The 23681-nt window shown below is 69.4% G+C and carries 23 protein-coding genes and 1 pseudogene; 18 read left to right on the top strand and 6 right to left on the bottom strand.

Annotated features, from left to right (window positions below):
* Positions 1-107: 107 nt before the first annotated feature.
* Complete coding sequence (locus ABFB10_RS05795; protein WP_347165783.1) at positions 108-521, bottom strand: ATP-binding protein; 414 nt, start codon at positions 519-521, stop codon at positions 108-110.
* 72 nt (positions 522-593) lie between these two features.
* The gene (locus ABFB10_RS05790; protein WP_347165782.1) at positions 594-929 is read right to left on the bottom strand and encodes an STAS domain-containing protein; all 336 of its coding nucleotides are present in this window, start codon (positions 927-929) and stop codon (positions 594-596) included.
* Positions 930-1018: 89 nt separating this feature from the next.
* On the opposite strand from ABFB10_RS05790, the gene ABFB10_RS05785 reads away from it, so the two are divergent.
* The 4 genes from ABFB10_RS05785 to ABFB10_RS05770 all read left to right on the top strand — a co-directional run bounded on the left by ABFB10_RS05785 (position 1019) and on the right by ABFB10_RS05770 (position 4043).
* A complete protein-coding gene (locus tag ABFB10_RS05785; protein ID WP_347165781.1) occupies positions 1019-2191 on the top strand; it encodes a thiolase family protein in 1173 nt (390 codons plus the stop codon).
* A 144-nt stretch (positions 2192-2335) separates the two neighbouring features.
* The gene (locus ABFB10_RS05780) at positions 2336-2797 is read left to right on the top strand and encodes a GAF domain-containing protein (protein WP_347165780.1); all 462 of its coding nucleotides are present in this window, start codon (positions 2336-2338) and stop codon (positions 2795-2797) included.
* 105 nt (positions 2798-2902) lie between these two features.
* Entirely contained in the window at positions 2903-3286 is a 384-nt protein-coding gene (locus ABFB10_RS05775; protein WP_347165779.1) for a GFA family protein, read from the top strand.
* 64 nt (positions 3287-3350) lie between these two features.
* On the top strand, positions 3351-4043 hold the full coding sequence (locus ABFB10_RS05770) for an RluA family pseudouridine synthase (RefSeq protein WP_430522992.1): 693 nt from the start codon (positions 3351-3353) through the stop codon (positions 4041-4043).
* Positions 4044-4248: 205 nt separating this feature from the next.
* Here the strand turns inward: ABFB10_RS05770 and ABFB10_RS05765 are convergent, their stop codons facing one another.
* Positions 4249-5688 carry an aldehyde dehydrogenase family protein gene (locus ABFB10_RS05765; protein ID WP_347165778.1) on the bottom strand — a complete coding sequence of 480 codons (1440 nt, stop codon included), beginning with the start codon at positions 5686-5688 and terminating at the stop codon, positions 4249-4251.
* A 168-nt stretch (positions 5689-5856) separates the two neighbouring features.
* On the opposite strand from ABFB10_RS05765, the gene ABFB10_RS05760 reads away from it, so the two are divergent.
* The 6 genes from ABFB10_RS05760 to ABFB10_RS05735 all read left to right on the top strand — a co-directional run bounded on the left by ABFB10_RS05760 (position 5857) and on the right by ABFB10_RS05735 (position 11173).
* A complete protein-coding gene (locus ABFB10_RS05760) occupies positions 5857-6510 on the top strand; it encodes a peroxiredoxin (protein WP_347165777.1) in 654 nt (217 codons plus the stop codon).
* A gap of 351 nt (positions 6511-6861) precedes the next feature.
* Positions 6862-7893, top strand: a complete 1032-nt coding sequence (locus tag ABFB10_RS05755; protein WP_347165776.1) for a succinylglutamate desuccinylase/aspartoacylase family protein — start codon at positions 6862-6864, stop codon at positions 7891-7893.
* Positions 7894-8118: 225 nt separating this feature from the next.
* Positions 8119-8907 (top strand): exodeoxyribonuclease III, encoded by a 789-nt coding sequence (locus tag ABFB10_RS05750; protein ID WP_347165775.1) that lies wholly within the window; start codon positions 8119-8121, stop codon positions 8905-8907.
* Between the two features lie 502 nt (positions 8908-9409).
* Complete coding sequence (gene trxA, locus ABFB10_RS05745) at positions 9410-10324, top strand: thioredoxin (RefSeq protein ID WP_347165774.1); 915 nt, start codon at positions 9410-9412, stop codon at positions 10322-10324.
* A 27-nt stretch (positions 10325-10351) separates the two neighbouring features.
* Positions 10352-10996 carry an LON peptidase substrate-binding domain-containing protein gene (locus tag ABFB10_RS05740; RefSeq protein WP_347165773.1) on the top strand — a complete coding sequence of 215 codons (645 nt, stop codon included), beginning with the start codon at positions 10352-10354 and terminating at the stop codon, positions 10994-10996.
* A gap of 21 nt (positions 10997-11017) precedes the next feature.
* Positions 11018-11173, top strand: a complete 156-nt coding sequence (locus ABFB10_RS05735; protein ID WP_347165772.1) for a Trm112 family protein — start codon at positions 11018-11020, stop codon at positions 11171-11173.
* A 107-nt stretch (positions 11174-11280) separates the two neighbouring features.
* Here ABFB10_RS05735 and ABFB10_RS05730 read toward each other — a convergent pair whose 3' ends face one another.
* The gene (locus tag ABFB10_RS05730) at positions 11281-12246 is read right to left on the bottom strand and encodes a threonine ammonia-lyase (RefSeq protein ID WP_347165771.1); all 966 of its coding nucleotides are present in this window, start codon (positions 12244-12246) and stop codon (positions 11281-11283) included.
* Between the two features lie 291 nt (positions 12247-12537).
* On the opposite strand from ABFB10_RS05730, the gene ABFB10_RS05725 reads away from it, so the two are divergent.
* From ABFB10_RS05725 to ABFB10_RS05695, 7 genes are all read left to right on the top strand, one after another.
* On the top strand, positions 12538-13062 hold the full coding sequence (locus ABFB10_RS05725) for a DUF1643 domain-containing protein (protein WP_347165770.1): 525 nt from the start codon (positions 12538-12540) through the stop codon (positions 13060-13062).
* A gap of 109 nt (positions 13063-13171) precedes the next feature.
* The gene (locus tag ABFB10_RS05720) at positions 13172-13453 is read left to right on the top strand and encodes a DUF5665 domain-containing protein (protein ID WP_347165769.1); all 282 of its coding nucleotides are present in this window, start codon (positions 13172-13174) and stop codon (positions 13451-13453) included.
* A 131-nt stretch (positions 13454-13584) separates the two neighbouring features.
* A complete protein-coding gene (locus tag ABFB10_RS05715) occupies positions 13585-14589 on the top strand; it encodes a calcium-binding protein (RefSeq protein WP_347165768.1) in 1005 nt (334 codons plus the stop codon).
* A gap of 161 nt (positions 14590-14750) precedes the next feature.
* The gene (rpsO, locus tag ABFB10_RS05710; protein ID WP_147099053.1) at positions 14751-15020 is read left to right on the top strand and encodes a 30S ribosomal protein S15; all 270 of its coding nucleotides are present in this window, start codon (positions 14751-14753) and stop codon (positions 15018-15020) included.
* A 511-nt stretch (positions 15021-15531) separates the two neighbouring features.
* Complete coding sequence (smpB, locus tag ABFB10_RS05705; protein WP_206565721.1) at positions 15532-16008, top strand: SsrA-binding protein SmpB; 477 nt, start codon at positions 15532-15534, stop codon at positions 16006-16008.
* 136 nt (positions 16009-16144) lie between these two features.
* Entirely contained in the window at positions 16145-17005 is an 861-nt protein-coding gene (sseA, locus tag ABFB10_RS05700) for a 3-mercaptopyruvate sulfurtransferase (protein ID WP_347165767.1), read from the top strand.
* Entirely contained in the window at positions 17005-18189 is a 1185-nt protein-coding gene (locus ABFB10_RS05695; protein ID WP_347165766.1) for an amino acid aminotransferase, read from the top strand. The genes sseA and ABFB10_RS05695 overlap by 1 nt, the downstream gene beginning before the upstream one ends.
* A gap of 307 nt (positions 18190-18496) precedes the next feature.
* On the opposite strand, the gene ABFB10_RS05690 is transcribed toward ABFB10_RS05695, so the two are convergent.
* Both ABFB10_RS05690 and ABFB10_RS05685 read right to left on the bottom strand, forming a co-directional pair.
* Positions 18497-18844 (bottom strand): antibiotic biosynthesis monooxygenase family protein, encoded by a 348-nt coding sequence (locus tag ABFB10_RS05690; RefSeq protein WP_347165765.1) that lies wholly within the window; start codon positions 18842-18844, stop codon positions 18497-18499.
* A 93-nt stretch (positions 18845-18937) separates the two neighbouring features.
* A pseudogene (locus ABFB10_RS05685) lies at positions 18938-22002 on the bottom strand (error-prone DNA polymerase).
* 479 nt (positions 22003-22481) lie between these two features.
* On the opposite strand from ABFB10_RS05685, the gene ABFB10_RS05680 reads away from it, so the two are divergent.
* Positions 22482-23576, top strand: coding sequence for a hypothetical protein (locus tag ABFB10_RS05680; protein ID WP_347165764.1), 1095 nt, complete (start codon positions 22482-22484; stop codon positions 23574-23576).
* The last annotated feature ends 105 nt before the right edge of the window (positions 23577-23681 follow it).

Raw genomic sequence — 23681 nt, 5'->3', positions numbered from 1 at the left:
GCAGGTCGCGCAGGCATCCCGGCGCGGCCCGGGTGCCGGGACGCATCCCCCGGGGAAGGCAGGGGCCGCCGCAGCCCGGGTCCGGCGAGGCCGGGGGCGTCCGGTCGTCAGCCGTCCAGCGACCGTGGCACCGTCAGGGACAGGTGGTTGGCCCCCTCCGCGCGGCGGTAGCGCAGGTCGGTGGTCAGCGAGCGGATCAGGAACCAGCCAAATCCGCCCTCGGGCAGGGTCTCGGGCGCGCGGTCCACAGCCACCGCCCGGCCTTCCGGCGGGCATTGGCCGGGCATCGCGCACCCGTCGTCGGTGAAATCGGCAAACAGGCCGGTGGCGCGGAACGCGAGGCAGACGATAATCCTGCCCGAGGGGCGGTCGCGACAGGCGTGCTCGACGATATTGTTCAGCACCTCGGCCACCACCAGTTCCCATGGCAGCCCCTGATCGACCCCGGGCGCCTGCTGTTCGATCTCGGCCCGGATCTTGCGCAGACAGTCAGAGACGCTGTCCGGCGTGGCGTCCAGCATGCAGCGGATCAGGATGCCGTCATCCGACCGTTCGGCTCGATGTGATCATCGTCGCCCTCCCCCGCGCGGCGGTCAGGCCGGGCCGGTGGTCGCCGCCTCGGCATCGGCATGGATGGCGAAGATGCTGTCCATGCGGGTCATGCGAAAGACCTTGTCCACGGCGGGCGTCAGCCCGGCCAGTTCCAGTTTCGCCCCGGGCGGCATCAGCTTCATCGCGGCCACGATCGCGCCAAGGCCGCTTGAATCGATGAAGGTGACCCTGTGCAGGTCCATCACAAGGCGGTCTTTCGCACCGGAGAGCGCCTCGCGCATGCGGTCCTTGAACTGGATCGCGACCGCCGCGTCGATGCGGTCGGCATTGACGGTCACGACGTCCACGCCGTGTTGCCGGGTTGTGGTAAGGTCCATCTTCGCCTCGTCGGGGTTGTCTTTCGGTCGAAACTAGGCGCCAATCCTTACCATTCGGTATGCATCGGACAGGCACAGGGGGGATCGTCATGCACAGGGTCGTCATCACCGGGGCCGCCCGGACGCCCATGGGGGGCTTTCAGGGGGCGCTTTCGGCGGAAACCGCCGCCGGTCTGGGCGGGGCCGCGATCCGGGCCGCCCGCGCGCAGGCGGGCGATCCGGACATCGACGAGCTGCTGATGGGCTGTGTCCTGCCCGCGGGACAGGGGCAGGCCCCGGCGCGTCAGGCGGGTTTTGCGGCGGGGCTGGACGAGGCGGTCCCGGCCACCACGCTCAACAAGATGTGCGGCTCTGGCATGAAGGCGGCGATGGTCGGCTTCGACCGGCTGGCGCTTGGCCATGCCGCGACCATCGTCGCGGGCGGCATGGAGTCGATGACCAATGCGCCCTACCTCTTGCCGAAGATGCGCGGCGGCGCCCGGCTGGGCCATGGCGCGGTGGTCGATCACATGTTCCTCGACGGGCTCGAGGATGCCTACGACAGGGGGCGCCTGATGGGCACCTTTGCCGAGGATTGTGCCGAGGCCTTCCAGTTCACCCGCGCTGCGCAGGACGATTATGCGCTGGCCTCGCTGTCGCGCGCGCTGGAGGCGCAGAAGACCGGGGCTTTCGGCGCCGAGATCGCGCCGGTCACACTGGCCACCCGCGGCGGCGAGACGACGGTGGCCGAGGATGAACAGCCCGGCAATGCAAGGCCCGACCGCATTCCGCATCTGAAGCCCGCCTTCCGCGAGGGCGGCACCGTGACGCCCGCCAATGCCTCGTCGATCTCGGACGGCGCGGCGGCGCTGATCCTTGCGACCGAAGAGGCGGCAGAGGCCTCCGGCTGCACGCCGCGCGCCTATGTGATGGGCCATGCCAGCCACGCGCAGGCGCCCGCGCTGTTTCCCACGGCGCCCGTCCCGGCGGCCCGCAAGCTGCTGGAGCGCCCGGGCTGGGACAAGGCTGATGTCGACCTCTGGGAGGTGAACGAGGCCTTTGCCGTGGTGCCGATGGCCTTCATGCGCGAAATGGCGCTCGACCGCGAGATCGTCAACGTCAACGGCGGGGCCTGCGCGCTGGGGCACCCGATCGGGGCCTCGGGCGCCCGCATCGTGGTGACGCTTCTGCATGCGCTCGAGGCGCGCGGCCTGAAACGGGGCGTCGCCGCGATCTGCATCGGCGGCGGCGAAGGCACCGCCATCGCCATCGAACGCCCCTGACGCGCCGGGCCTCCCGGCTGGCCCCGCTGTGCCGACCACGCTGTGCCGACCACACAGGGGGGGGCGATGCCGGGACGGGCGTGGTACAGGCACCCTCGCCCGGCCGGGGAGGCGGGCGCCGACCGAGACCGAAGAAGGACCGCAATGCCTGCCGATTACCAGACCCTGTCCAGAACCGTCGCCGCGCTGACAGAGGGCGAGACGGATATCGTCGCGCTGATGGCCACCGTCACCTGTGAGGTGCACCACGCCGACGACCGGTTCGACTGGACCGGCTTCTACCGCGTCACCGAACCGGGCCTTCTGAAGATCGGCCCCTATCAGGGCGGGCACGGGTGCCTCGTGATCCCCTTCGACAGGGGCGTCTGCGGCGCCTGCGCCCGCACGGGCCGGGCGCAGCTGGTCCCGGACGTCGGGGCCTTCCCCGGGCATATCGCCTGCGCCTCTTCGACCCGGTCGGAACTGGTGCTTCCGGTGCGCGACGGCTCTGGCGCGCTGATCGCCGTCTTCGATATCGACAGCGACCGGCCCTCGGCCTTCGGCGAGGCGGACGTGCGGGCCTTGCAGGCCATCCTGGACGCGGTCTTCGCCGGCGGTGGCGGATGAGCGCGCAGCCTCCGGGCGCCCCGGCCACGGGGCTGACGCGCCGCAGCGGCCCCCCTCCAGCCACGCGCCCGGGTGTCCGGCGCGATCATCAGGAAAGGACAGTCGATGACCGACCAGACCCTCCGGGGCCACTGCCTCTGCGGCGCCGTGACCTTCCGGACCGAGGCCGCGCCAGCGGGGCCAAGTGTCTGCCATTGCAGCCAGTGCCGGCGCATGTCGGGGCATCTCTGGGCCTCTGCCTACGTGCCCCGGACCGCCCTTGTCATCGAGGGGCCGGTGCGCTGGTTCGATTCCTCCCCGGAGGCGCGGCGCGGCTTCTGCCCGACCTGCGGGTCTTTCCTGTTCTGGGAGGCCCATGCCGAAGAAACGACCAGCTTTGCCCTTGGCGCGCTCGACCGGCCCACCGGGATCACGCTGGAAAAGCACATCTTTGCCGCCGACAAGGGTGACTATTACGACATCGCGGACGGCATCCCGATCCGGTCCTGAGCCGGGCAGGGCCGCTTCGCTCCACGGCCGCCGCGTCGGTCCGCCCCCGCATCGGCCCGTGCCCTTGCGCGGGCCCCTTGCTCTGGCCCGGCCCATCTGGCAGGAGCCGGTCCATGAGCGACTATTCTCCCCCACGGGCGAGATCCCGATCCTCTACGAGGATGCGGATCTTCTGCTCGCCGACAAACCCGCCGGGCTGCTCTCCGTCCCCGGCAAGGGAGAACATCTGGCGGATTGCCTGATCGCGCGCCTGCAGCGGGCCTTCCCGACGGTCCGGCTTGTGCACCGGCTCGACAGGGATACCTCCGGGGTCATGGTCTTCGCCCTGACCGAACACGCGCAGCGCCACCTCAACCAGCAGTTCGAGAACCGCAAGACCCGCAAGACCTACCTCGCCCGGGTGGCCGGACGGCTGGAGCCCAGGACCGGAGAGGTCGACCTGCCGTTGATTGTCGACTGGCCCAACCGGCCGCGCCAGAAAGTCTGCCACGAGACCGGAAAACCGGCGCTGACCGGCTGGAAGGTCATGAAGACATCGGACGGCGAGACCCGCCTGCGCCTGTTCCCCCAGACAGGTCGAACCCATCAGTTGCGCGTCCACATGCTGGCTCTGGGCCACCCGATCCTCGGCGATCCGTTCTACGCGCCGGAGACCGCGCAGGCCTACCCGCGCATGATGCTGCATGCCGAGGAACTGCGCTTCAATCATCCCGAAAGCGGCAAGGGTCTGACGATCCGCGCCCCGGCCCCCTTCTGACAGGCATCGCCCGCCCTTCTTCTGTCCGCAAGTATCCCGGGGGAGGCCCGCAGGGCCGGGGGCAGAGCCCCCAATGCGCCCGAAGGGCGCCCGGAACTCCGGCGGATCAGGCACATGCGTCCGGTCTGAGACACCGGCGCGCCCGAAGGGCGCGCCCCCCGCCCCGCAGGGAAACGCGGGCGGCGTCAGCCGCCCGCCGAAGGCATCATTCGGCGGCCCAGCCGGATACCGCCTTGACCTCGACAAAATCGTGGATGCCATAGGCGCCGCCCTCGCGGCCGTTGCCCGACATCTTCATGCCGCCGAAGGGAGAGCCCGCGCCGCGCGACTGGCCGTTCATCTCGACCATGCCCGACCGGAGCTGGCGGGCAAGGCGCTGGCGACGGGCGTCGTCTGCGCTCTGCACGTAGTTGGTCAGGCCGTAGGGCGTGTCGTTGGCCATCTCGACCGCCTGCTCCTCGCTGTCGAACTTCAGGATCGACAGCACCGGGCCAAAGATCTCCTCGCGCGCGATGGTCATGTCCTGCGTTACATCCGCAAAGACCGTGGGGCGCACGTAGAAGCCCTTGTTCAGCCCGTCGGGCCGCCCGGGGCCGCCCGCGACCAGCCGCGCGCCCTCGTCGATGCCCTTCTGGATCAGGTCCTGGATCTTCTCCCACTGCACCTTGTTCACGACGGGGCCGATGTGGCGCCCCTCTTCCGAGGCGGGGCCCACGGTGACCTTCTGCGCAACGGCAGCCGCCTCTTCGACGGCGGCGTCATAGCGTGCGGCCTCGACGATCATCCGCGAGGGCGCGTTGCAGGACTGGCCGGTGTTGTTCATCATGTGCAGCACGCCGCGCTTCACCGCCTTCTCGTCCGCATCGGCGAAGATCAGGTTGGCGCCCTTGCCGCCCAGCTCCAGATGGACGCGCTTGAGCGTATCGGCGGCGGCCTTTGAGATCAGACGCCCGGCGCGGGTCGATCCGGTGAAGCTGACCATGTCCACATCCGCGTGCGACGACAGCTGCGAGCCAACGCCCGCGCCATCCCCGTTCACCAGGTTGAAGACGCCCGGGGGCAGGTCCGCGGCATCCATGATCTCGGCGAAGATCATTGCATCCAGCGGGCTTTCCTCGGAGGGTTTCAGCACCATGGTATTGCCGGCCACCAGCGCCGCGCCGACCTTCAGCGTGATCTGGTTCATCGGCCAGTTCCACGGCGTGATCAGGGCGCAGACGCCCACCGCCTCCATGATCAGCCGGTCGTTCGGGGCGTGATCGCCCAGCGGACGCTCCCATTCGAAGGCCTTGGCGGCGGCGATGAAATTCTTGAGGTGGCCGATGCCCGCCCCGACCTGGCTGGCGCGCGCCATCTCGATGGGCGCGCCCATCTCGGTCGACATGGCCCGGGCCAGATCCTCGGTCCGGGTCTTGTAGGCGGCATAGACACGCTCCAGCGCCGCGATGCGGTCCTCGACCGGGGTCGCCATCCAGCCGGGCAGGGCGGCCTTGGCGGCGGCGACGGCGGCATCGGTGTCGGCCTGACCGCCCAGCGAGATCACCGCGCAGGGCTCTTCGGTCGAGGGGTCGATGACCGGGTGATCCCTGCCGTCAATGGGCTCGACCCATGCGCCGTTGATGTAGAACTGCTTCTTCTCGATCATCGTATCCTCCCCGATGAGGCTGAGTGGTTCCCGACCGTTCGGTCGGTCATTGGCGACACTCTGTCACCGGGGCGCCAGAGTCGCAAGAGAGGGGTTCCATTCCCCGCGCCAGCCTATACCTAGGCAGGGAACGCGACGCTTTCATCCTCTAAACGAAAGGACATTGTCATGGCATTGCGCATCAATGACGAAATCCCCAACCTGACCGTCACCACCGACCTCGGCGAGGTCTCGCTGCACGACTGGATCGGCGACAGCTGGGCGATCCTGTTCTCGCACCCCAAGGACTTCACCCCGGTCTGCACGACCGAGTTCGGCGCCGTGGCGCAATTGGCGGACGAGTGGGAGAAGCGCGGGACCAAGGTCATGGGCATCTCGGTCGACGGCGTCGAGGACCACAAGAAGTGGAAGGGCGACATCGAAAGCACCTCGGGCGCCAAGGCCGGTTTCCCGATCATCGCCGACGATGACCTGACCGTCGCCAAGGCCTTCGACATGCTGCCCGCCGACGCCTATCTGCCGGATGGCCGCACGCCCGCAGACAGCGCCACCGTGCGCGTGGTCTTCATCATCGGGCCGGACAAGAAGCTGAAGCTGTCGATGACCTACCCGATGACCGTGGGCCGCAACTTTGCCGAAGTGCTGCGGGCGCTGGACGCGCTGCAGACCTCGGCCAAGGAGAACGTGGCGCTGCCCGCCAACTGGACGCCCGGCGAGGACGTGATTGTGCCGGTCGCGGTCTCGGACGAGGACGCCATCGCCAAGTACGGCGCCATCGACACCGTGCTGCCCTACCTGCGCAAGGCCAAGCTGAAGGCATAAGCGCTTGCGGCAAGAATGACCGGACGCCCCTGCAGGACACTGCGGGGGCGTTTTTCCTTCGGGCCCGTTTCCCGGCCGCTGCCTGTTCGGTCGCCCGGCTGGCGCCGGGCGACCGGCAGGGGCTTTGCCCCCGGACCCCCAAGGTATTTTTGGACCAAAGAAGGCGAGGCGCCTTCCCTTGTATCTTCTGTCCGGACATCCCGGGGGGCGCGCGGGGTGCGGCAGCCTTGTGTCGGTCGCGTGGCTGTTGCGGGGGCCGTGGAGGTGCTTTACCGGTGGCTGTCCGACCGGGGGCAGTTGCCATGTCCGGCGCCTTTGCCTAACCCTTTCGGAACGAAAGGAAGCGCCCGCATGAAGCCCTTTGTCCTCGGTTCCCAGACCATCGCCGCCGGAGCGCGGCGGACCGTCGACCTGCCGGTCTCGGTCCTGTCGGATCATACGCCCGTCAATCTTTCGGCCCATGTCATCCACGGCAGGAAACCCGGCCCGGCGGTCTTCGTTTCGGCCGCCATCCACGGCGATGAGGTCATCGGCGTCGAGATCGTCCGCCGCCTGCTGCGCGCCGCGCCGCTGTCGCGGCTGTCCGGCACGCTGATCGCCGTGCCCATCGTCAACAGTTTCGGCTTTCTCAACCAGTCGCGCTACCTGCCGGACCGGCGCGATCTGAACCGGTCGTTCCCCGGCCATGGCGAGGGCTCTCTGGCCGCGCGTCTTGCCGATCTCTTCATGAAGGAGATCGTGCGGCGCTGCGACGTCGGCATCGACCTGCATTCCGCCGCCGTGGGCCGCGAGAACCTGCCGCAGATCCGCCTGACCCCGGGCAGCGCCCGCCTGAAGGATCTGGGAGAGGCCTTTGCCGCGCCCGTCACGCTGACCTCGAAGGTGCGCGAGGGCTCGCTGCGGCTGGAGGCGGGGGCGGCGGGCGTCGACGTGCTGCTTTACGAGGCCGGCGAGGGGCTGCGTTTTGACGAATTCGCGGCGCGGGCCGGGGTCTCTGGCATCCTGCGGGTTCTGGCGAAGCTGGGCATGATCGCGGGACGCGGCGTGCCGAAGCCGCGCGGTGCATCGGTGTTCTGCGAGCGGTCGTCCTGGGTGCGCGCGCCCTCGGGCGGGTTGCTGCGGACGCTGAAGGCCAGCGGCGAATACGTCACCCGCGGCACGGTGCTGGGCATCGTCACCGACCCCTTCGGAGAGGCCGAGGCCGAGGTGCTGGCCGAGGTCGCGGGCATCGTCATCGGGCGCACCAACCTGCCGGTGGTGAACGAGGGCGACGCGGTCTATCACATCGGCGAGCCTGCCGAGCACAAGCTGGCCCGCGCCGCCGACGGCTTCGAGGCGCATCAGGACGCGCCGCCGCTGTTCGACGAGGACGAGATCATCTGAAGCCGTCCCGCCTCCTCTGCCCCGGGGGTGGATGGGGGCATGTCTGAGCGGGACGAGGGGTCGCGCTGCGCGCTGCGCCTGTGTCTCGCCGCTGTCCCAGCCGCGAAGACCCGGCGGGCGCCGTAGGGTCGGGCGGCGAGCCTGTGCCCCGGTGCAAAGCAGGAACCGGGTTGCGCCCCGGCGCCCGTGGGTGCAGGTTCGCGGCCACAGCAGCCGGAGACCGCCATGCCCTTCACCCTTGCCACCTGGAACATCAATTCCGTGCGTCTTCGCAAGGATTTGGTGGAGAAACTCCTGACCGAGGAGACGCCGGACGTGCTGTGCCTGCAGGAATGCAAGTCGCCGGTGGACAAGATCCCGCTGGAGGGCTTTCAGGCGCTTGGCTACAACCACATCGTCGCGCGCGGCCAGAAGGGCTACAACGGCGTCGCGATCCTGTCGAAGCTGCCGATCGAGGATGTGGGCGACCGTGATTTCGCAGCCCTCGGCCATGCCCGCCACGTCGCGGCGCGGCTGGAGAACGGCGTCACGGTGCACAATTTCTATGTCCCGGCGGGCGGCGATGTGCCGGACCGCGCGGTCAACCTGAAGTTCGGGCAGAAGCTGGACTACCTGTCCGAGATGCGCGACTGGTTCCACGGCGAACGCCCGGAAAAGGCGGTTCTCGTGGGCGACCTGAACATCGCCCCGCGCGAGGACGACGTCTGGGACCACAAGAAGATGCTGAAGGTCGTCAGCCACACCCCGGTCGAGGTCGAGGCGCTGGGGGCCACGCAGGACGCGGGCGGCTGGGTCGACATCACCCGCAAGGACCTGCCCGAGGGGCAGCTTTATTCCTGGTGGTCCTACCGCGCCAAGGACTGGGATGCCGCCGACAAGGGCCGCCGCCTGGACCACGTCTGGGCCACGCCCGATATCGCCAACGCGGGCCACTCCAGCCGCATCCTGCGCGCCGCGCGCGGCTGGGAGAAGCCTTCGGATCACGCGCCGGTCTTCGCGACCTTCGACCTGTAGGGCGGTTGCGGGAGGCGCGCCTGCGCCATGCCCGCCCTCGGGAGGGCGGTGGCGCCTGGTGCGGCCCTGCCATGAAAGTCGCCGGTCGAACCGCGCGGGGCAGATGTTGCGGGTTTCCCTCCCGGAGGGAGGTCGGGCATGGTGCATGCGCGCCGGGTGCGGAGAAGTGCGGCGCGCGTGCTGATCCTGAAGCATCGATATGCGTGCAGCGCCCCTGGCGGATCGGTCGGGGGCTTTGACCGTTCGGTCCACAGGGGCAACTCCCGCAAAGCCTGCATCCTCCTGCGTCGCTTCGGTCGGGGCTGCGCCCGTTCGGACCTCGAAGGCTCCGCCGGAGCCTTCGTCCACCTGCGGCGGATCGGCTGGGCTTACGCCCGTTCGGTCCTGACAGGCTTCCCCGGAAGCCTGTCCCACCTGCGGCGGATCGGACCTCACCCTTGCAACTGACGGCGTCGTGAGCCATCTAGCCTGTCAAGGAAACCGCAACACGGCGGAGGCGAAGATGCTGGAACTGAATGCTGCGAAGGGCCCCGAGGCGGGCGATCTCGTGAAGGATATCACCGAGGCGGAGTTCATGGCCGAGGTCGTGGACGGGTCGAAAGAGATCCCGGTGATCGTCGATTTCTGGGCGCCCTGGTGCGGGCCGTGCAAGACGCTTGGGCCGCAGCTGGAAGAGGCCGTGAAGGCCGCCAAGGGCGCGGTGAAGATGGTCAAGGTCAATGTCGACGAGGCGCAGGCGATCGCCGGTCAGATGCGCATCCAGTCGATCCCCACGGTCTATGCCTTCTATCAGGGCCAGCCGCTCGACGGCTTTCAGGGCGCGCTGCCGCAGTCCGAGATCAAGGCCTTTGTCGAGCGCGTGGTGCAGGCCGCCGGTGGCGATGCCTCGGGCGGGCTGGACGATGCCGTTGTCGCTGCCGAGGAAATGCTGGAGCAGGGGGCGGCGGTGGACGCGGCCCAGACCTTCGCCGCAATCCTCGAGGAAGACCCCGCCAATGCCAAGGCCTATGGCGGACTGGTGCGGGCGCATGTGGTGCTGGGCGAGCTGGAGCAGGCCGAGGCGATCCTGAACGGCGCGCCGGTCGAGATCTCCAAGGCGCCCGAACTGGAGGCGGCGCATGCGCAGCTGGAACTGGCCGGGCAATCGGCGGGCGTCGGCCCGGTGGCCGAGCTGACCGCGACGGTTGAGGCCGAGCCCGACAACCATCAGGCGCGTTTCGACCTTGCGCAGGCGCTTTATGCCAATGGCGATGCAGAGGGCGCGGTGGCGCAGCTGCTGGACCTGTTCCGGCGTGACCGCGAGTGGAACGACGGCGCCGCGCGGGCGCAGCTTTTCACCATCTTCGAGGCGCTGAAGCCCAACGACCCGGTGGCCCTGAACGGACGCCGGAAATTGTCGTCGATGATATTTGCCTGAGCCCCGGCGCAGGCTACCTGAGACGGCATGACACGGCTGACAGACCTGCCGGGTATGATCCCGGTCTTTCCCCTGCCCGGGGCGCTCCTGCTGCCGCGGGCGCGTCTGCCCCTTCATATCTTCGAACCGCGTTATCTGGCGATGCTCGACGACGCGCTCAAGACGCCGGAGCGGCTGATCGGCATGGTCCAGCCCGCGCCGGTCCCGGGGCGGATGGAAAAGGGGCTGCACCGGATCGGCTGCGCCGGCCGTGTCACCCAGTTCTCGGAAACCGAGGACGGGCGCTACATGATCACCCTCACCGGGATCTCGCGGTTCCGCGTGTCGCAGGAGGTCGAGGGCTTCACCCCCTACCGGCGCTGCGAGGTCTCGTGGCAGGGCTTCGACCGCGACCGCTCTGCCGGGCCCGAGGCGGATGAGTGTTTCGACCGCGACCGGTTCCTGCGGCTGCTCGACCGCTACTTCACCGCCCGCGACCTTCAGGCGGACTGGCAGACGCTGAAGGACGCCGACGACGAGCTGCTGGTGAACTCTCTGTCCATGCTTCTGGACTTCGGTCCCGAGGACAAGCAGGCGCTGCTCGAGGCGCCCTCGCTGGGCACGCGGCGCGAAACGCTGGTGACCCTGATCGAATACCGCATGCGCGGCGGCGAAGGAGACGTGATGCAATGACCCCCCGAATTCGACCGCCGCATGCTGGAGGCGCTGATCTGCCCCCAGTCGCAAGGCACGCTGGACTATGACGCAGAGCGGCAGGAGCTGATCAGCAAGCAGGCCAATCTTGCCTATCCGATCCGCGACGGCATCCCGGTCATGCTGGTCGACGAGGCGCGACGGCTGGACCCCTAGCGCCGGGCGCGGCAGCGCTCGGGCCGGAGGGGCGGGACGCCGTGTCCCGGACGCGCACCGGCGATGCGCGGCCTTCGCGAAACGCCGAAGGCACCGGAACCGCGTCGCTAGCCCGCCAGCGCCCGCGCCAGCACCGCAGCATCGACATTCCCGCCCGAGACGGTGGCGATCACCGTGTCGGCCTCCAGCGCCTCTGACCGGAACAGCGCGGCGGCCAGCGCCACCGCGCCGCCCGGCTCTGCGACGATCTTCAGGTGCCGCAGCGCAAGGGCCATGGCCTGCAAGACCTCTGCATCCGAGACCGACAGGCCCGGACCGCAGAGGCGGGCGTTGATCGGAAAGGTGATTTCTCCGGGGGTGGGCGTCAGGATGGCGTCGCAGAGGCCGCCCGCCTCCTGCGTGTTGCTCTGCCGCGTGCCGCTGGCCAGCGATCGGGCGGTGTCGTCGAAGGCCTCGGGCTCGGCGGGGCGGACGCGCAGGCCCGGGGCGCGGGCCTCCAGCGCCAGCGCGATCCCGGCGGTCAGCCCGCCCCCGCCGCAGCAGACCAGCACCTCGGCCCGGTCGATGTCCCGTTCGGCGGCTTGTTCGGCGATCTCCAGCCCGCAGGTGCCCTGTCCGGCGATGACCTCGGGTTCGTCATAGGGCCTGATCAGGGTCAGCCCGCGCGTCTCGGCCAGCCTCGCGCCGATGGCCTCGCGGCTCTCGCCGCCGCGGGTGTAAAGCACCACCTCGCCCCCCAGCGCCTTGGTGCCCTCGATCTTCGCGGCGGGGGCATCCTGCGGCATGATAATCACCGCAGGCACCCCGAACAGCTGCGCCGCCCGCGCGATGCCCTGCGCATGGTTGCCCGAGGAATAGGCGAGGATGCCGCGCGCGCGGACCTCCGGGGGCAGGGCCGAAACCGCCGCATAGGCGCCGCGGAACTTGAAGCTGCCGGTGTGCTGCAGGCATTCCGGCTTCACGAAGACCCGCCGCCCGGCGATGGCATCCAGATGCGGCGAGGACAGCAGCGGCGTCCGGCGTGCAATGCCCTTCAGGCGGGTTGCGGCGGCCTCGATTTTCTCGATGTTCATGGCGGTCCTTTCCGGGGCGGTTCGCGGCGCCATGGGGAGGCGGGCCGCCCGGAAAAGTCAAGCACTTGCGCCGCGCAGGTCACCGGGGCAGGGTCCGGTGCATGATCCGGCTGAATGCCATTCCAAACCGGCCCGTTCGACAGCGGTCAGCCGTCCGCCAGGGGCAGGCCGTGAGGCTGACCCGTGCGGCAGGGGCCGCCTTTCTCAGGGCAAGGCGGCGGCCTTGCTGCGGCGGGGGATGACTGTGCGGCGCCGGACAACCGCCCCGAGCGGCGCGCCCCGGGGCCGCCCATGATCCGCCGCACGTCGGTTCGCGCGGACGGCCAGCGCAGCGAGGCCTTCTTCTCGACCTGCGGGGTCTATCGCTATGGGCTGCGGCGGGTCTGGCGCGAGGGCGCCGACGAGGTGCTCTTCGTGATGCTCAACCCCTCGACCGCCGACGAGACGCGCAACGACCCGACCATCGAACGCTGCCAGCGCCGCGCCGAGGCGATGGGCTTCGGCGGGCTTCGGATCGCCAATCTTTTCGCGTATCGCGCCACGCATCCGCGCGACCTGAAGGCCGCGCCGGCGCCGGTCGGCCCCGGGAACGATGCCCTGCTGCGCGACTGGGCCCGGGGCGCCGCGCTGACCGTCGCCGGCTGGGGTGTACATGGCGGCCTGCTGAACCGGGGGCCGGAGGTGGCGGGCTGGCTGGGCCCCGCAAGCCACCTTGGCCTGACCCGCGACGGCCACCCGCGCCACCCGCTTTACGTGGCCTATGCCACCACCCCGACGCCCCGGCCGGAGGCGCGGCGCTACCTCCGGCCCGCCTGAAGGGGCGTTGCCGATCCGCCGCGCCCGGGGCGCCCGGTCCCGCGGGGGGATTGCCTTGGCCTGCGGTTCTGGCCTCCTGCTAGCGAAAGGACCACCGGAGAACAGCGCGATGGATAGACCGCAGGAGGATCTGGACAGGCTGCACAGGGACCTGGGTCGCCCGGCCGACGAGGTCGGCGCCTTCAATGCGCACCGGCTGGTGCGGGTTCACAACAATGTCTGGCGCCTGATGTGGTGGCAATTCCTGCGCGGACTGGCCTTCGGCCTTGGCACGGTTGTCGGGGCGACGGCGCTGGTCTCGGTGGTGGCGCTGATCCTCGGACAGATCGAGTTCATCCCGATCATCGGAGAGATCGCCCGGGCCATCATCGAGGAAATCAACGGCCCGTGACGGCCCGGGTCCGTTAACCTTTCAGGCTGAAAGCGTTTGATCGGTCAATCTCTGTCTGGGATAGTCGTGGCGGCCTGTCATGAGGACGGGAATGGGGCGGAACCATGCTGTTTCTGACTGGATTGCTTGGAATGATGGCGCTGGGATCGATCGCGATCGTCAGCACCGGCCTGCCGGAAGACGATCCCGACGCCGCGCCCGAGCGGGATGCCGAAGGGGAGGCCGAGGGGGGCACCGACCAGCCGCAGGGCGATGGCCGGGCGTGGTTCGAGGCGGGGGACGACGGGGACGGTGAGGAGGCCGGGTCGCTGCTGGCCCGGCTTGGCGTCACCACCGAGGGTGACGCGGATGACGAAACCCTCTCTGGCACGGAATTCGACGACCGCATATCCGGCGGCGCGGGCAACGACAGCCTCGACGGGCTGGGCGGCGGCGACGACCTGCTGGGCGGAGCGGGCGACGATACGCTTCAGGGCGACTGGAGCGACGACACCATCCACGGCGAAGGCGGAAACGACAGCCTCGACGGCGGCGAGGACAACGACGAACTCTACGGCCATGACGGCGACGATATCCTGATGGGCGGCCCCGGCGTCGACAGCCTTGTCGGCGGTCTGGGCAACGACCTGATGCTGGGCGACGCGGGCGCCGATGCCCTCTTGGGCCGTGAGGGCGGTGATACGCTGGAGGGCGGGGCCGGGGTGGACACGCTCTTTGGCGGCTGGGGCGACGACGTTATCGTCGGCGCCATGCCGGACGAGACGGGGGCCGATACGGACGAGGGCGACTTCCTGAACGGCGGCGACGGGGCCGATACGCTGGTGGGCGGCAATGGCGACATGCTGCAGGGCGGCGCGGGTGCGGATCGGCTGCTGCTGGGGGACTGGATCACCTCCGCCGCATCCAGCCTGCTGGACTATGACGCGGCGGAGGACCAGATCATGGTGGTCTTCGACGACAGCGACGAGGCCGCCGACCCGCAGCTGTCGCTGCGCATCAGCGCGGAGGATCCCGAGACGACGGAGATCGTGCTGGACGGCGTCGTGATTTCGACCCTGCCGACGGCGGTTGCGCCGGGGCTGGACGCCATCGTGCTGGTCGGGGAAAGCGTGGCGGGCCAGATCGCCTTTGGCTGACCGGGCCCGTGACGCCTTGCCGGGGCCGGGGCGGCTGGCCCTTCCCATCCCGAAGGGAATCGCGTAGAGAGGCACATCCGCGCGATGCGGATACTCTCCACGGGCCTTGCTGGACGACATCCCGGCTTGCGCCATAACCCTCGATCCGAAAGGAGCCCCCGATGTCGATCACGGTCGAAGAAAAAAACCGCCTGATGAAAGAATATGCCACCAAGGAAGGCGACACCGGTTCGCCCGAAGTGCAGGTGGCCATCCTGACGTCGCGCATCAGCACGCTGACCGAACACTTCAAGACCCACAAGAAGGACAACCACTCGCGTCGTGGCCTTCTGAAGCTGGTGGCTCAGCGCCGCAAGCTGCTGGACTACCTGAAGGGCAAGGAAGAAGCGCGCTACCAGGATCTCATCAAGCGCCTCGGCATTCGCCGCTAAGCCGCGACGAGCCGGATCCGCTGGTGATCCGGTCTATCCCCCGCGGCCAACGAGAAGCGACTTACCTCGTACGAGGGACAGGGCGCCCGTCTTCGGAAACGGAGGCGGGCGTTTTCCGTGCCGGGGCCTGTGCGGAGGCCCGCGGCTAGGGTGTTTCGCCTGCCTTTGGCAGGCGACCGGCTGGGGAGGCTTCGCCTCCCCAGACCCCTCCAAGGTATTTGAAGACCAAAGAAGAGGGGGCGGGGCGTTTTTGGGACAGGCTCGGTACCGATTTGCGGGATGAGGGGGGCGGGTCTGCGGCGCCTTTTGGGGCGTGCGGCTGGTTTCCTGGGGGCGCGGGGGTGCGGGCCTGCCGGGGAAGGGCCGTGGGGCGCGCGGCCCTGTGGCCGGGGGCTGGCTGGCCTGTCAGAGGGGCCAGGACGCGGTCTGATGCTGTGCGGGCGCCTGCCCGGGCAGGATTTGCATCGCACCCCGTGGACAGAAGGGCCGCGAGACCCTATCTAGGCGTGCCATGGCCAAGAAACCCGACAGCAACCCGAACTACAAGGTGATCGCCGAGAACCGGCGCGCGCGCTTCGATTATGCCATCGAAGAGGATCTCGAATGCGGGATCATCCTGACCGGCTCCGAGGTGAAGTCGCTGCGCGAGAACACCTCGAATGTCGCCGAAAGCTACGCGGCGGTCGAGGATGGCGAGTTGTGGCTGGTGAATTCCTACATCGCCCCCTACGAGCGCGCCATGTTCGGCCATGAAGAGCGGCGGCGGCGCAAGCTGCTGTGCTCCAAGCGCGAGTTGTCGCGGCTGTGGAACGAGACCCAGCGCAAGGGCATGACGCTGGTGCCGCTGGTGCTGTATTTCAACCACAAGGGCATCGCGAAGCTGAAGATCGGCATCGCCAAGGGCAAGAAAAACCACGACAAGCGCGAGACCGAGGCCAAGCGCGACTGGAGCCGCCAGAAGCAGCGTCTGCTGAAAGAGCGCGGCTGAAACCGGCGCGGCGGCGCCGGGCTGTTGCGCGCTGCCCCTTGCCGGGGGTGCCGCGAATGGCGGGGCCGGAGGCTGATGCTTGCAACGGGCCGCGTCTGTGGCTAGGCAAGGCCAAGCTGACAAGACGGGGGGCGGCATGGCTGCTGTGGACGATCCCAAGACGCTGGTCTCGACCGGCTGGCTGGAGAAACACCTGAACGATCCCGACCTGCGCATCCTCGATGCCAGCTGGTACCTGCCCGACATGGGCCGGGACGGGCGCGCCGAATATGCCGCCGCGCATATTCCCGGCGCGCGGTTCTTCGATATCGACGACGTGTCGGACGCGCGCTCGGACCTGCCGCACATGGCCCCGGCACCGGAAAAGTTCATGAGCCGCATGCGCGCCCTGGGTGTCGGTGACGGCCATCAGGTGGTGATCTACGACGGCGCCGGCCTGTTTTCGGCGGCGCGCGTCTGGTGGCTGTTCCGCCTGATGGGGCAGGACAGCGTGGCCGTGCTGGACGGCGGTTTGCCGAAGTGGCAGGCCGAGGGCCGCCCGGTCGAGGACCTGCCGCCGATGATCCGCGACCGCCACATGACGGCGCGGCGCCAGGCCCATCTGGTGCGCGACGTCACGCAGGTCTCCGCCGCGGTGAAGCTGAAGGATACCGAGGTGGTGGATGCCCGCTCTGCCCCGCGCTTCCGTGGCGAGGCGCCGGAACCGCGCGAGGGCCTGCGGCCCGGCCATATCCCCGGCTCGAAGAATGTGCCCTACCGCGCCGTTCTGGCCGAGGACGGCACGATGAAGGATGCGGAGGCGCTGCGCGGCACCTTCGAGGCGGCCGGCGTGGACTTGTCGAAGCCGGTCATCACCACATGTGGGTCGGGCGTGACCGCCGCCGTGCTCAGCCTCGCGCTCGAGGTCATGGGCAAGGGTGACCACTCGCTTTATGACGGGTCCTGGGCGGAATGGGGTGCCTTCCCGACGCTGCCCGTCGCAACCGGAGAAGACTGATGTTCGAGACGCTCAAGGAGCAACCCGCCGACAAGATCCTGCAGCTGATGCAGCTGTACAAGGAGGATCCGCGCGAGAACAAGATCGACCTTGGCGTCGGCGTCTACAAGGATGCCAGCGGCAATACCCCGATCATGCGCGCGGTGAAGGCGGCGGAAAAGCAGCTGTGGGAAGCCGAGCAGACCAAGGCCTATACCGGGCTTGCGGGCGATCCGGCCTATGGCGATGCCATGGTGTCGCTGGTGCTGGGCGATGCGGTGCCGCGGAGCGAGGTCGCGGCGGCGGCGACGCCGGGCGGCACCGGCGCGGTGCGGCAGGCCTTCGACATGATCCGCATGGCGAATCCCGCCGCACGGGTCTTCGTCAGCGATCCGACCTGGCCGAACCACCTGTCGATCCTCAAGCACATGCAGATCGAGACCGTGCCCTACCGCTATTTCGACGACGAGACGCGCGGCGTCGACTTCGACGGCATGATGGCGGATCTCGACGCGGTGAAGGCCGGTGACGTGGTGCTGGTGCATGGCTGCTGCCACAACCCGACGGGGGCCAACCTGAACATGACCCAGTGGCAGGCGCTGGTCGACCTGCTGCTGGCCAAGGGCGCGGTGCCCATGGTCGATATCGCCTACCAGGGCTTTGGCGACGGGCTCGAGGAAGACGCGCAGGCGGTGCGGCTGGTTGCATCCTCGGTGCCCGAGTGCCTGATCGCGGCCTCCTGTTCCAAGAACTTCGGCATCTACCGCGAGCGCACGGGCCTTCTGATGGCCGTGGCGCAGGACCCGGCGAAGCAAAAGCTGAACCAGGGCACGCTGAACTACCTGAACCGGCAGAACTTCTCGTTCCCGCCGGACCACGGCGCTCGGCTGGTGACCATGGTGCTGACCGACGAGGCCCTGCGCGCCGACTGGGCGGCAGAGCTGGAAGAGGTCCGCAACAGCATGCTGGGCCTGCGCGCGCAGCTGGCGAGCGAGCTGCAGCGGCTGTCGGGCTCCGACCGCTTCGGCTTCATCGCGCAGCACCGGGGCATGTTCTCGCGCATCGGCGCCACGCCCGAACAGGTGCAGAAGATGCGCGACGATTTCGGCGTCTACATGGTGGGCGATTCGCGGATGAACATCGCCGGGCTGAACCAGAGCACCGTGCCGATCCTCGCCGAGGCCATCGTCAAGGCAGGCGTCTGACGCCACGGGGGCCGGGCAGGCAGGTCCTGCCCCACCCGCCCTCGGGATCCCGGTGCGGATGCCCTCAACGGGGTGCCTGACGGACGCCGGATGCCCCGGCCCCCCTCCTGTCCTCCCCCCGCGACGCCGGGGGAGGGACCGCCTTTCGGGCCGACCCCGAAACAGGGGCGTTTCCGCTTCCGTCAGCCCTGTGGCCCGCCTTGGGCGGTCCGGGCTGGGCGTCATCGGACCCGGTCTTTGCGCGGGGCCCATGGCTGCGCGGACTCTTTCCGAAAATACCGTCTTTCCCGGACAATCGGCATTCCCTTCAGCCGCCGTGCCGCGCGCGGCTGTCCTCGGGGGCCTGCGCCCGATCCTCCTTGCCGTAATCGCGCAGCACATGCGCCACCCGCAGCCGGTATCCGGCGAACAGCCCGCCGCGCCCGGCCTCCTGCGCCGCGCGGTGCTTTTCCAGCTGGCGCCAGCGGTCGACCGCCGCCTCGTCCTCGAAGAAGCTGATCGACAGCAGCTTGTCCGGGTTCGTCAGGCTCTGGAACCGCTCGACCGAGATGAAGCCCTCCACCTGTTCCACGAGGGGCCGCATGGTGGCGGCGATGTCGAGATAGGCCTGCTTGCGTCCCTCCGCCGGGGTCACTTCGAAGATGATGGCGATCATGGTTTCCTTCCTCCGATACGCCAGAGTGATCCACCGCCCGCTCCGGCACAAGCGGCACTCAACTCCGCAGGCGACCGCCCTTGTGAGTGCCCCTCATCCGCGGGACCGGCGCGGGCCAGTCGCGCGGATGCCGCCCGTGCCCGCTGGCAAGATCGGCCCGCGCCCCCGCCGGATCGGCACCGCCCCCCGTTTCTTCTGTCCGGAAATATCCCGGGGGCTGCGCAGCAGCGGGGGCATGTTGTCTGCATGCCTTTGGCATGACGCCCCCTCCGCCCCCTCAACCGGCGTCAGTAGATGCCGCAGCAGGGCCACCGGATGCGCGCGCAGGGACAGCCGCATGGCGACGTAATCCTCCACCACCTCCTCGCCGGGGGTCATCGCGGGCAGCGCGGCCAGCGCCTCGGCAATCGCCTCGCCGTCCATGTCGCGGGCAAACAGCGGCAGGTCCGGCCCCGGCGCCAGTGCCCCGGCCTCCCACAGGGCGGCGCGCCGGGTCAGCGCCAGCGTGGCAAAGACATCGGCTTCGGCCAGCCGCGACAGCACCGCAGGCCCCAGCCCGGCCCGCCGCCAGACGTCCCGCACCGACCGGTAGCCGTTGCCGCGCGCGGCGGTCAGCCACTGCATGTCTTCTTCTGTCAGCCCGCGCACCTGCCGGAACCCCAGCCGCAGCGCCAGCGCTCCGCAGCCGTCGCGTTCGATCGTATTGTCCCAGTAGCTGGCGTTCACGTCGACGGGCAGCACCGTCACCCCGTGCTCACGCGCGTCCCGCACGATTTGCGCGGGTGCGTAGAAGCCCATGGGCTGGGCGTTCAGCAGCGCGCAGGCGAAGATCGCCGGGTGGTGGCACTTGATCCAGGCCGAGGCATAGACCAGAAGCGCGAAGCTTGCCGCATGGCTCTCGGGGAAACCATAGGATCCGAAGCCCTCGATCTGGGAAAAACAGCGCTCGGCAAACTCTGCCTCGTAGCCGTTGCGCGCCATGCCGCGCAGGAACCGTCCGCGAAACTCTGACACGCTGCCGTGTTTCTTGAAGGTCGCCAGCGAGCGCCGCAGCCGGTCCGCCTCGTCCGGCGAGAACCCCGCCCCGGTGATGGCGATCTGCATCGCCTGCTCCTGGAACAGCGGCACGCCCAGCGTCTTGCCCAGAACCCGCCCCAGCGCGTCCGAGGGGAAGGACACCTGCTCCTCGCCGTTGCGCCGCCGGATATAGGGATGCACCATGTCGCCACTGGATGGGGCCGGGCCGGATGATCGCCACCTCGATCACCAGGTCGTAGAAGCAGCGTGGCCGCATCCGGGGCAGGAAATTCATCTGCGCCCGGCTTTCCACCTGGAAGACGCCGATGCTGTCGGCGCGGCACAGCATGTCGTAGACGCGCGGATCCTCGGGCGGCAGCGTGGCCAGCGTATGCCGCTCGTTGTGCTCGGATGCGATCAGCTCGAAGGCCTTGCGGATGCAGGTCAGCATGCCAAGGCTCAGCACGTCGACCTTCAGGATCCCCAGCGCGTCGATGTCGTCCTTGTCCCAGCAGATCACCGTGCGGTCTTCCATCGCGGCGTTCTCGATCGGCACAAGCTCGTCCAGCCGCCCCTCGGTCACGATGAAGCCGCCGACGTGCTGCGACAGGTGGCGCGGAAAGCCACTGGATCTCCTGCACCAGCTCCAGCGTCTGCGCCAGCCTGCGGTCGGTCGGGTCCAGCCCGATCTCGCGCATCCGCTCCGCCTCGACCCCATGGGTCGAGAAGAACCCCCAAAGCTGCGAGGAAAGCGCCCCGATGGTGTCGCGCGACAGGCCCATGGCCGCGCCGACCTCGCGGATCGCGCGCTTGCCGCGGTAGTGGATGACAGTGGCGCAGAGGCCGGCGCGATGCCGCCCGTAGGTCCGGTAGATATGCTGGATCACCTCTTCGCGGCGCTCGTGCTCGAAATCCACGTCGATGTCGGGCGGCTCGTCGCGGGCCTCGGACACGAAGCGCTCGAAGACCATGGTGCCGATCTCGGGGCTGACAGAGGTCACGCCCAGACAGTAGCACACCACGGAATTCGCCGCCGACCCGCGCCCTCGGCAGAGGATGTCGCGGCTGCGCGCAAAGGCCACGATATCGCGCACGGTCAGGAAATAGGGCTCGTAGCGCAGCTTGGCGATCAGGGTCAGCTCATGCTCCAGCAGGGTCCGCACGCTCTCGGGCGCGCCCTGCGGGTAGCGCCAGCCCAGCCCCTCCAGCGCCAGCCGCCGCAGCCGGTCCGTGGGTGTCTCGCCCTCGGCGATCTCCGAGGGGTACTCGTAGCGCAGCGACCCAAGGTCGAAACGGCAGTCCCGGGCCAGCGCCGCCGCCCGGTCGACGGCGCCCTCATGGGCCGCGAACAGCCGCCGCATCTCATCCTCCGACCGCATCCGCCGCTCGGCATTGGGCAGGGCGTCGCGGCCAAGGTGATCCACCCGCCGCCCGGTGCGGATCGCGGTCATGACATCCGCCAGCCGCCGCCGCCGCCCGTGGTGCATCAGCGGCTCGGCACTGGCCAGCGTCTCAAGCCCCAGCCGCTCCGCCAGTGCCGCCTGCCGGTCCAGCCGGGCCCCGTCGCGCCCGTCGTAGCGCGGCGCCATGGCCAGATGCGGGCGCACCCGCAGGCGCGCCAGCAAGGCCCGGACCTCGGTCAGCCAGCCCTGCCGCACCGCGCCCGGCGGGTGCAGGATCAGCCGCAGCCCCCCGGGATCGTCCGGCAGATCCGCCAGGTGCAGCAGGCATTCCCCCTTCGCCGCCCGCTGCCGCCCGGTGCTGATCATCCGGCACAACAGCGCCCAGCCCGCGCGCGAGGCGGCCAGGGCGGTCATCTCCACCCCCTCGGCAAAGACCAGCCGCGCGGCGGGGATCAGCCGCGGCACATGGCAAATGTCCAGCGAGGGCGCAGGCAGGGCGCCTTCGGGCGCCACCGGCCCCATGGGCCCGGTGCGCGCCTCTTCCCGCGCGCGCTCGGCCACCTGGTGGCGAATCTCCCTTGCCTGCGAAAAGGCCCGCACGATGCCGGCGACGGAATTGCGGTCGGCGATGGCAATGGCCCCGATTCCGCAGAAGGCGGCCCGTTCCATGAACTCCTCGGGATGCGAGGCCCCGGTGAGAAAGGTGAAATTCGAGGTGATGCAGAGCTCGGCGAACATGCCCGGAAGCATAGTTCACTTTTTGTTCTCTTTCGAGTCCCTCCGGAACAGGCCGACGCGGCGGGCGCTGCCGGTTCTGCCGTCTTCTTTGGTCCTCAAAATACCTCGGGGGAGGCCGCAGGCCGGGGGCAGGGCCCCCCGCGACCGCTCCGCCCCCGTCCCGGGTGAAGACGAAGCGCCACGCTCCAAACCGCGCCGCGCCGGTCGGGAGGCATCAGCGACCCGCAACCGCTCAGCCCGGCGGGCCTCGGGCCGGCCGCGCTGACCGCCCTCAGGCCGGGCGGAAGGCGTCTCTCTTCCGCTCCCCGCAGGACGCCGCGCCCTGTGGCATCCCCGGCCATCGATGCGCCTCTCGCGACCGGTGCGCGTGCGGGTTTCGCGAAGCCGCCCGGATCGCAGGCGCGGTGCCGTGAACCGGCGCTTTACCCGGTCGACCGGCTGCGTTACCCAGCAGGCAAGGGCACCGGGCAGGGACAGCCGTGGGCGATTTTGCGACCTTGAGCCTTGAGGGCAGCGGGCTGGCGCGGCAACCGCGGGTGCCTCCGGACAAGCGTGCCAAGGGCTACGCGGACCGCTTCGACGCCACGACGCTGTGGCTGGACGCGGTCTGGACCGGTCACGAGGTGGTCCTTGTCTGCCCCCGGCTCAACACCCTGCGGGCCCCGGTGTCACGCGCCGCCTTTGCGCTGGACGGCAGGCCCGTGCGCGCCCGCCTGCGCCGCTACTACCGTCATACGCTGATCGCGCTGAAGGCCCCGGTCCGACCGGACAGGGTTTCCGTCCGGATCGGCGACTGGGTCGGAGAGACCGGGGTTCACGGGCCGCAGACCGCCGGTTTCGCGGGCCTGAACGTGCTGATGACCCTGTCCAAGGACAACGATCCCGCGTGGATCGAGGATTGGGCGCGGTTCCATGTGCGCCACCACGGGGCTCAGGCCTGCCTTTTCGTCGACAACGGGTCGGCGGAATACGGACCCGAGGCAATCCGCCCGGCGCTGGAGCGCGCGGGCCTTTCGCGGTCGGTGATCCTGTCGACCCCGCTGCGGTACGGGCCGCGCGGCAAGCCGCCCTTCGTCAATGCCGAGCTGTTCCTGCAGACCGGGGTGATGAACGTGCTGCGCCTGCGCTTCCTGAAGCAGGCGCGGGCGGTGCTGAACTGCGACATCGACGAGCTGGTGATGACCCCGGGCCGGACGGTCTTCGACCTCGCCGCCGGCTCGTCGCGCGGTTTCGTGCAGTTCCCGGGCCGCTGGGTGCATCCGGCGCCGGGCTCGCAGGGCTGGTCATGGCATGCCCGCCACACCCATGCGGACAGCCCGGCGCGGCCCTGCCCGTCGAAATGGTGCATCGTGCCGGAGGGTCCGCTGGGGCGGCTGCAGTGGCGCCCGCATGAACTGGAAGGGCTGCCCCTTCCGTGGCGCTTTCGCGCCGACGGCGCATGGTTCTATCACTGCCGGGCCATCACCAACGGGTGGAAGTCGCAGAGCCGCACCGAGGTCAACGAGAACACGGTGCCCGACGAGGCTCTGACCGCCGCGCTCGACGCGGCGGAAATGCCGCATCGGGCGGGTTGAAAACGCGGGCCCCGGGCGCCAGATTCCCGGTTGTCCGCCCGATCCGGGCCTCATGATCCCTGCGCCCGGCATGCTGGCCGGGCGCCGCCGCCCGTCGTCCGCCGT

Origin of the sequence: Ponticoccus litoralis (genome assembly GCF_039769985.1) — a bacterium.
GTDB classification, from domain to species: Bacteria; Pseudomonadota; Alphaproteobacteria; order Rhodobacterales; family Rhodobacteraceae; genus Ponticoccus; species Ponticoccus litoralis.
The sequence above is the reverse complement of the archived record's forward strand: the minus strand, read 5'-3'. Positions and strand labels throughout refer to the sequence as shown.

What these genes read in the sequence shown, in the direction of transcription:
- ABFB10_RS05795 (WP_347165783.1), bottom strand. Translation starts at nt 521, where the DNA reads ATGCTGGACGCCACGCCGGACAGCGTCTCTGACTGTCTGCGCAAGATC.
- ABFB10_RS05790 (WP_347165782.1), bottom strand. Translation starts at nt 929, where the DNA reads ATGGACCTTACCACAACCCGGCAACACGGCGTGGACGTCGTGACCGTC.
- ABFB10_RS05785 (WP_347165781.1), top strand. Translation starts at nt 1,019, where the DNA reads ATGCACAGGGTCGTCATCACCGGGGCCGCCCGGACGCCCATGGGGGGC.
- ABFB10_RS05780 (WP_347165780.1), top strand. Translation starts at nt 2,336, where the DNA reads ATGCCTGCCGATTACCAGACCCTGTCCAGAACCGTCGCCGCGCTGACA.
- ABFB10_RS05775 (WP_347165779.1), top strand. Translation starts at nt 2,903, where the DNA reads ATGACCGACCAGACCCTCCGGGGCCACTGCCTCTGCGGCGCCGTGACC.
- ABFB10_RS05765 (WP_347165778.1), bottom strand. Translation starts at nt 5,688, where the DNA reads ATGATCGAGAAGAAGCAGTTCTACATCAACGGCGCATGGGTCGAGCCC.
- ABFB10_RS05760 (WP_347165777.1), top strand. Translation starts at nt 5,857, where the DNA reads ATGGCATTGCGCATCAATGACGAAATCCCCAACCTGACCGTCACCACC.
- ABFB10_RS05755 (WP_347165776.1), top strand. Translation starts at nt 6,862, where the DNA reads ATGAAGCCCTTTGTCCTCGGTTCCCAGACCATCGCCGCCGGAGCGCGG.
- ABFB10_RS05750 (WP_347165775.1), top strand. Translation starts at nt 8,119, where the DNA reads ATGCCCTTCACCCTTGCCACCTGGAACATCAATTCCGTGCGTCTTCGC.
- trxA (WP_347165774.1), top strand. Translation starts at nt 9,410, where the DNA reads ATGCTGGAACTGAATGCTGCGAAGGGCCCCGAGGCGGGCGATCTCGTG.
- ABFB10_RS05740 (WP_347165773.1), top strand. Translation starts at nt 10,352, where the DNA reads ATGACACGGCTGACAGACCTGCCGGGTATGATCCCGGTCTTTCCCCTG.
- ABFB10_RS05735 (WP_347165772.1), top strand. Translation starts at nt 11,018, where the DNA reads ATGCTGGAGGCGCTGATCTGCCCCCAGTCGCAAGGCACGCTGGACTAT.
- ABFB10_RS05730 (WP_347165771.1), bottom strand. Translation starts at nt 12,246, where the DNA reads ATGAACATCGAGAAAATCGAGGCCGCCGCAACCCGCCTGAAGGGCATT.
- ABFB10_RS05725 (WP_347165770.1), top strand. Translation starts at nt 12,538, where the DNA reads ATGATCCGCCGCACGTCGGTTCGCGCGGACGGCCAGCGCAGCGAGGCC.
- ABFB10_RS05720 (WP_347165769.1), top strand. Translation starts at nt 13,172, where the DNA reads ATGGATAGACCGCAGGAGGATCTGGACAGGCTGCACAGGGACCTGGGT.
- ABFB10_RS05715 (WP_347165768.1), top strand. Translation starts at nt 13,585, where the DNA reads ATGATGGCGCTGGGATCGATCGCGATCGTCAGCACCGGCCTGCCGGAA.
- rpsO (WP_147099053.1), top strand. Translation starts at nt 14,751, where the DNA reads ATGTCGATCACGGTCGAAGAAAAAAACCGCCTGATGAAAGAATATGCC.
- smpB (WP_206565721.1), top strand. Translation starts at nt 15,532, where the DNA reads ATGGCCAAGAAACCCGACAGCAACCCGAACTACAAGGTGATCGCCGAG.
- sseA (WP_347165767.1), top strand. Translation starts at nt 16,145, where the DNA reads ATGGCTGCTGTGGACGATCCCAAGACGCTGGTCTCGACCGGCTGGCTG.
- ABFB10_RS05695 (WP_347165766.1), top strand. Translation starts at nt 17,005, where the DNA reads ATGTTCGAGACGCTCAAGGAGCAACCCGCCGACAAGATCCTGCAGCTG.
- ABFB10_RS05690 (WP_347165765.1), bottom strand. Translation starts at nt 18,844, where the DNA reads ATGATCGCCATCATCTTCGAAGTGACCCCGGCGGAGGGACGCAAGCAG.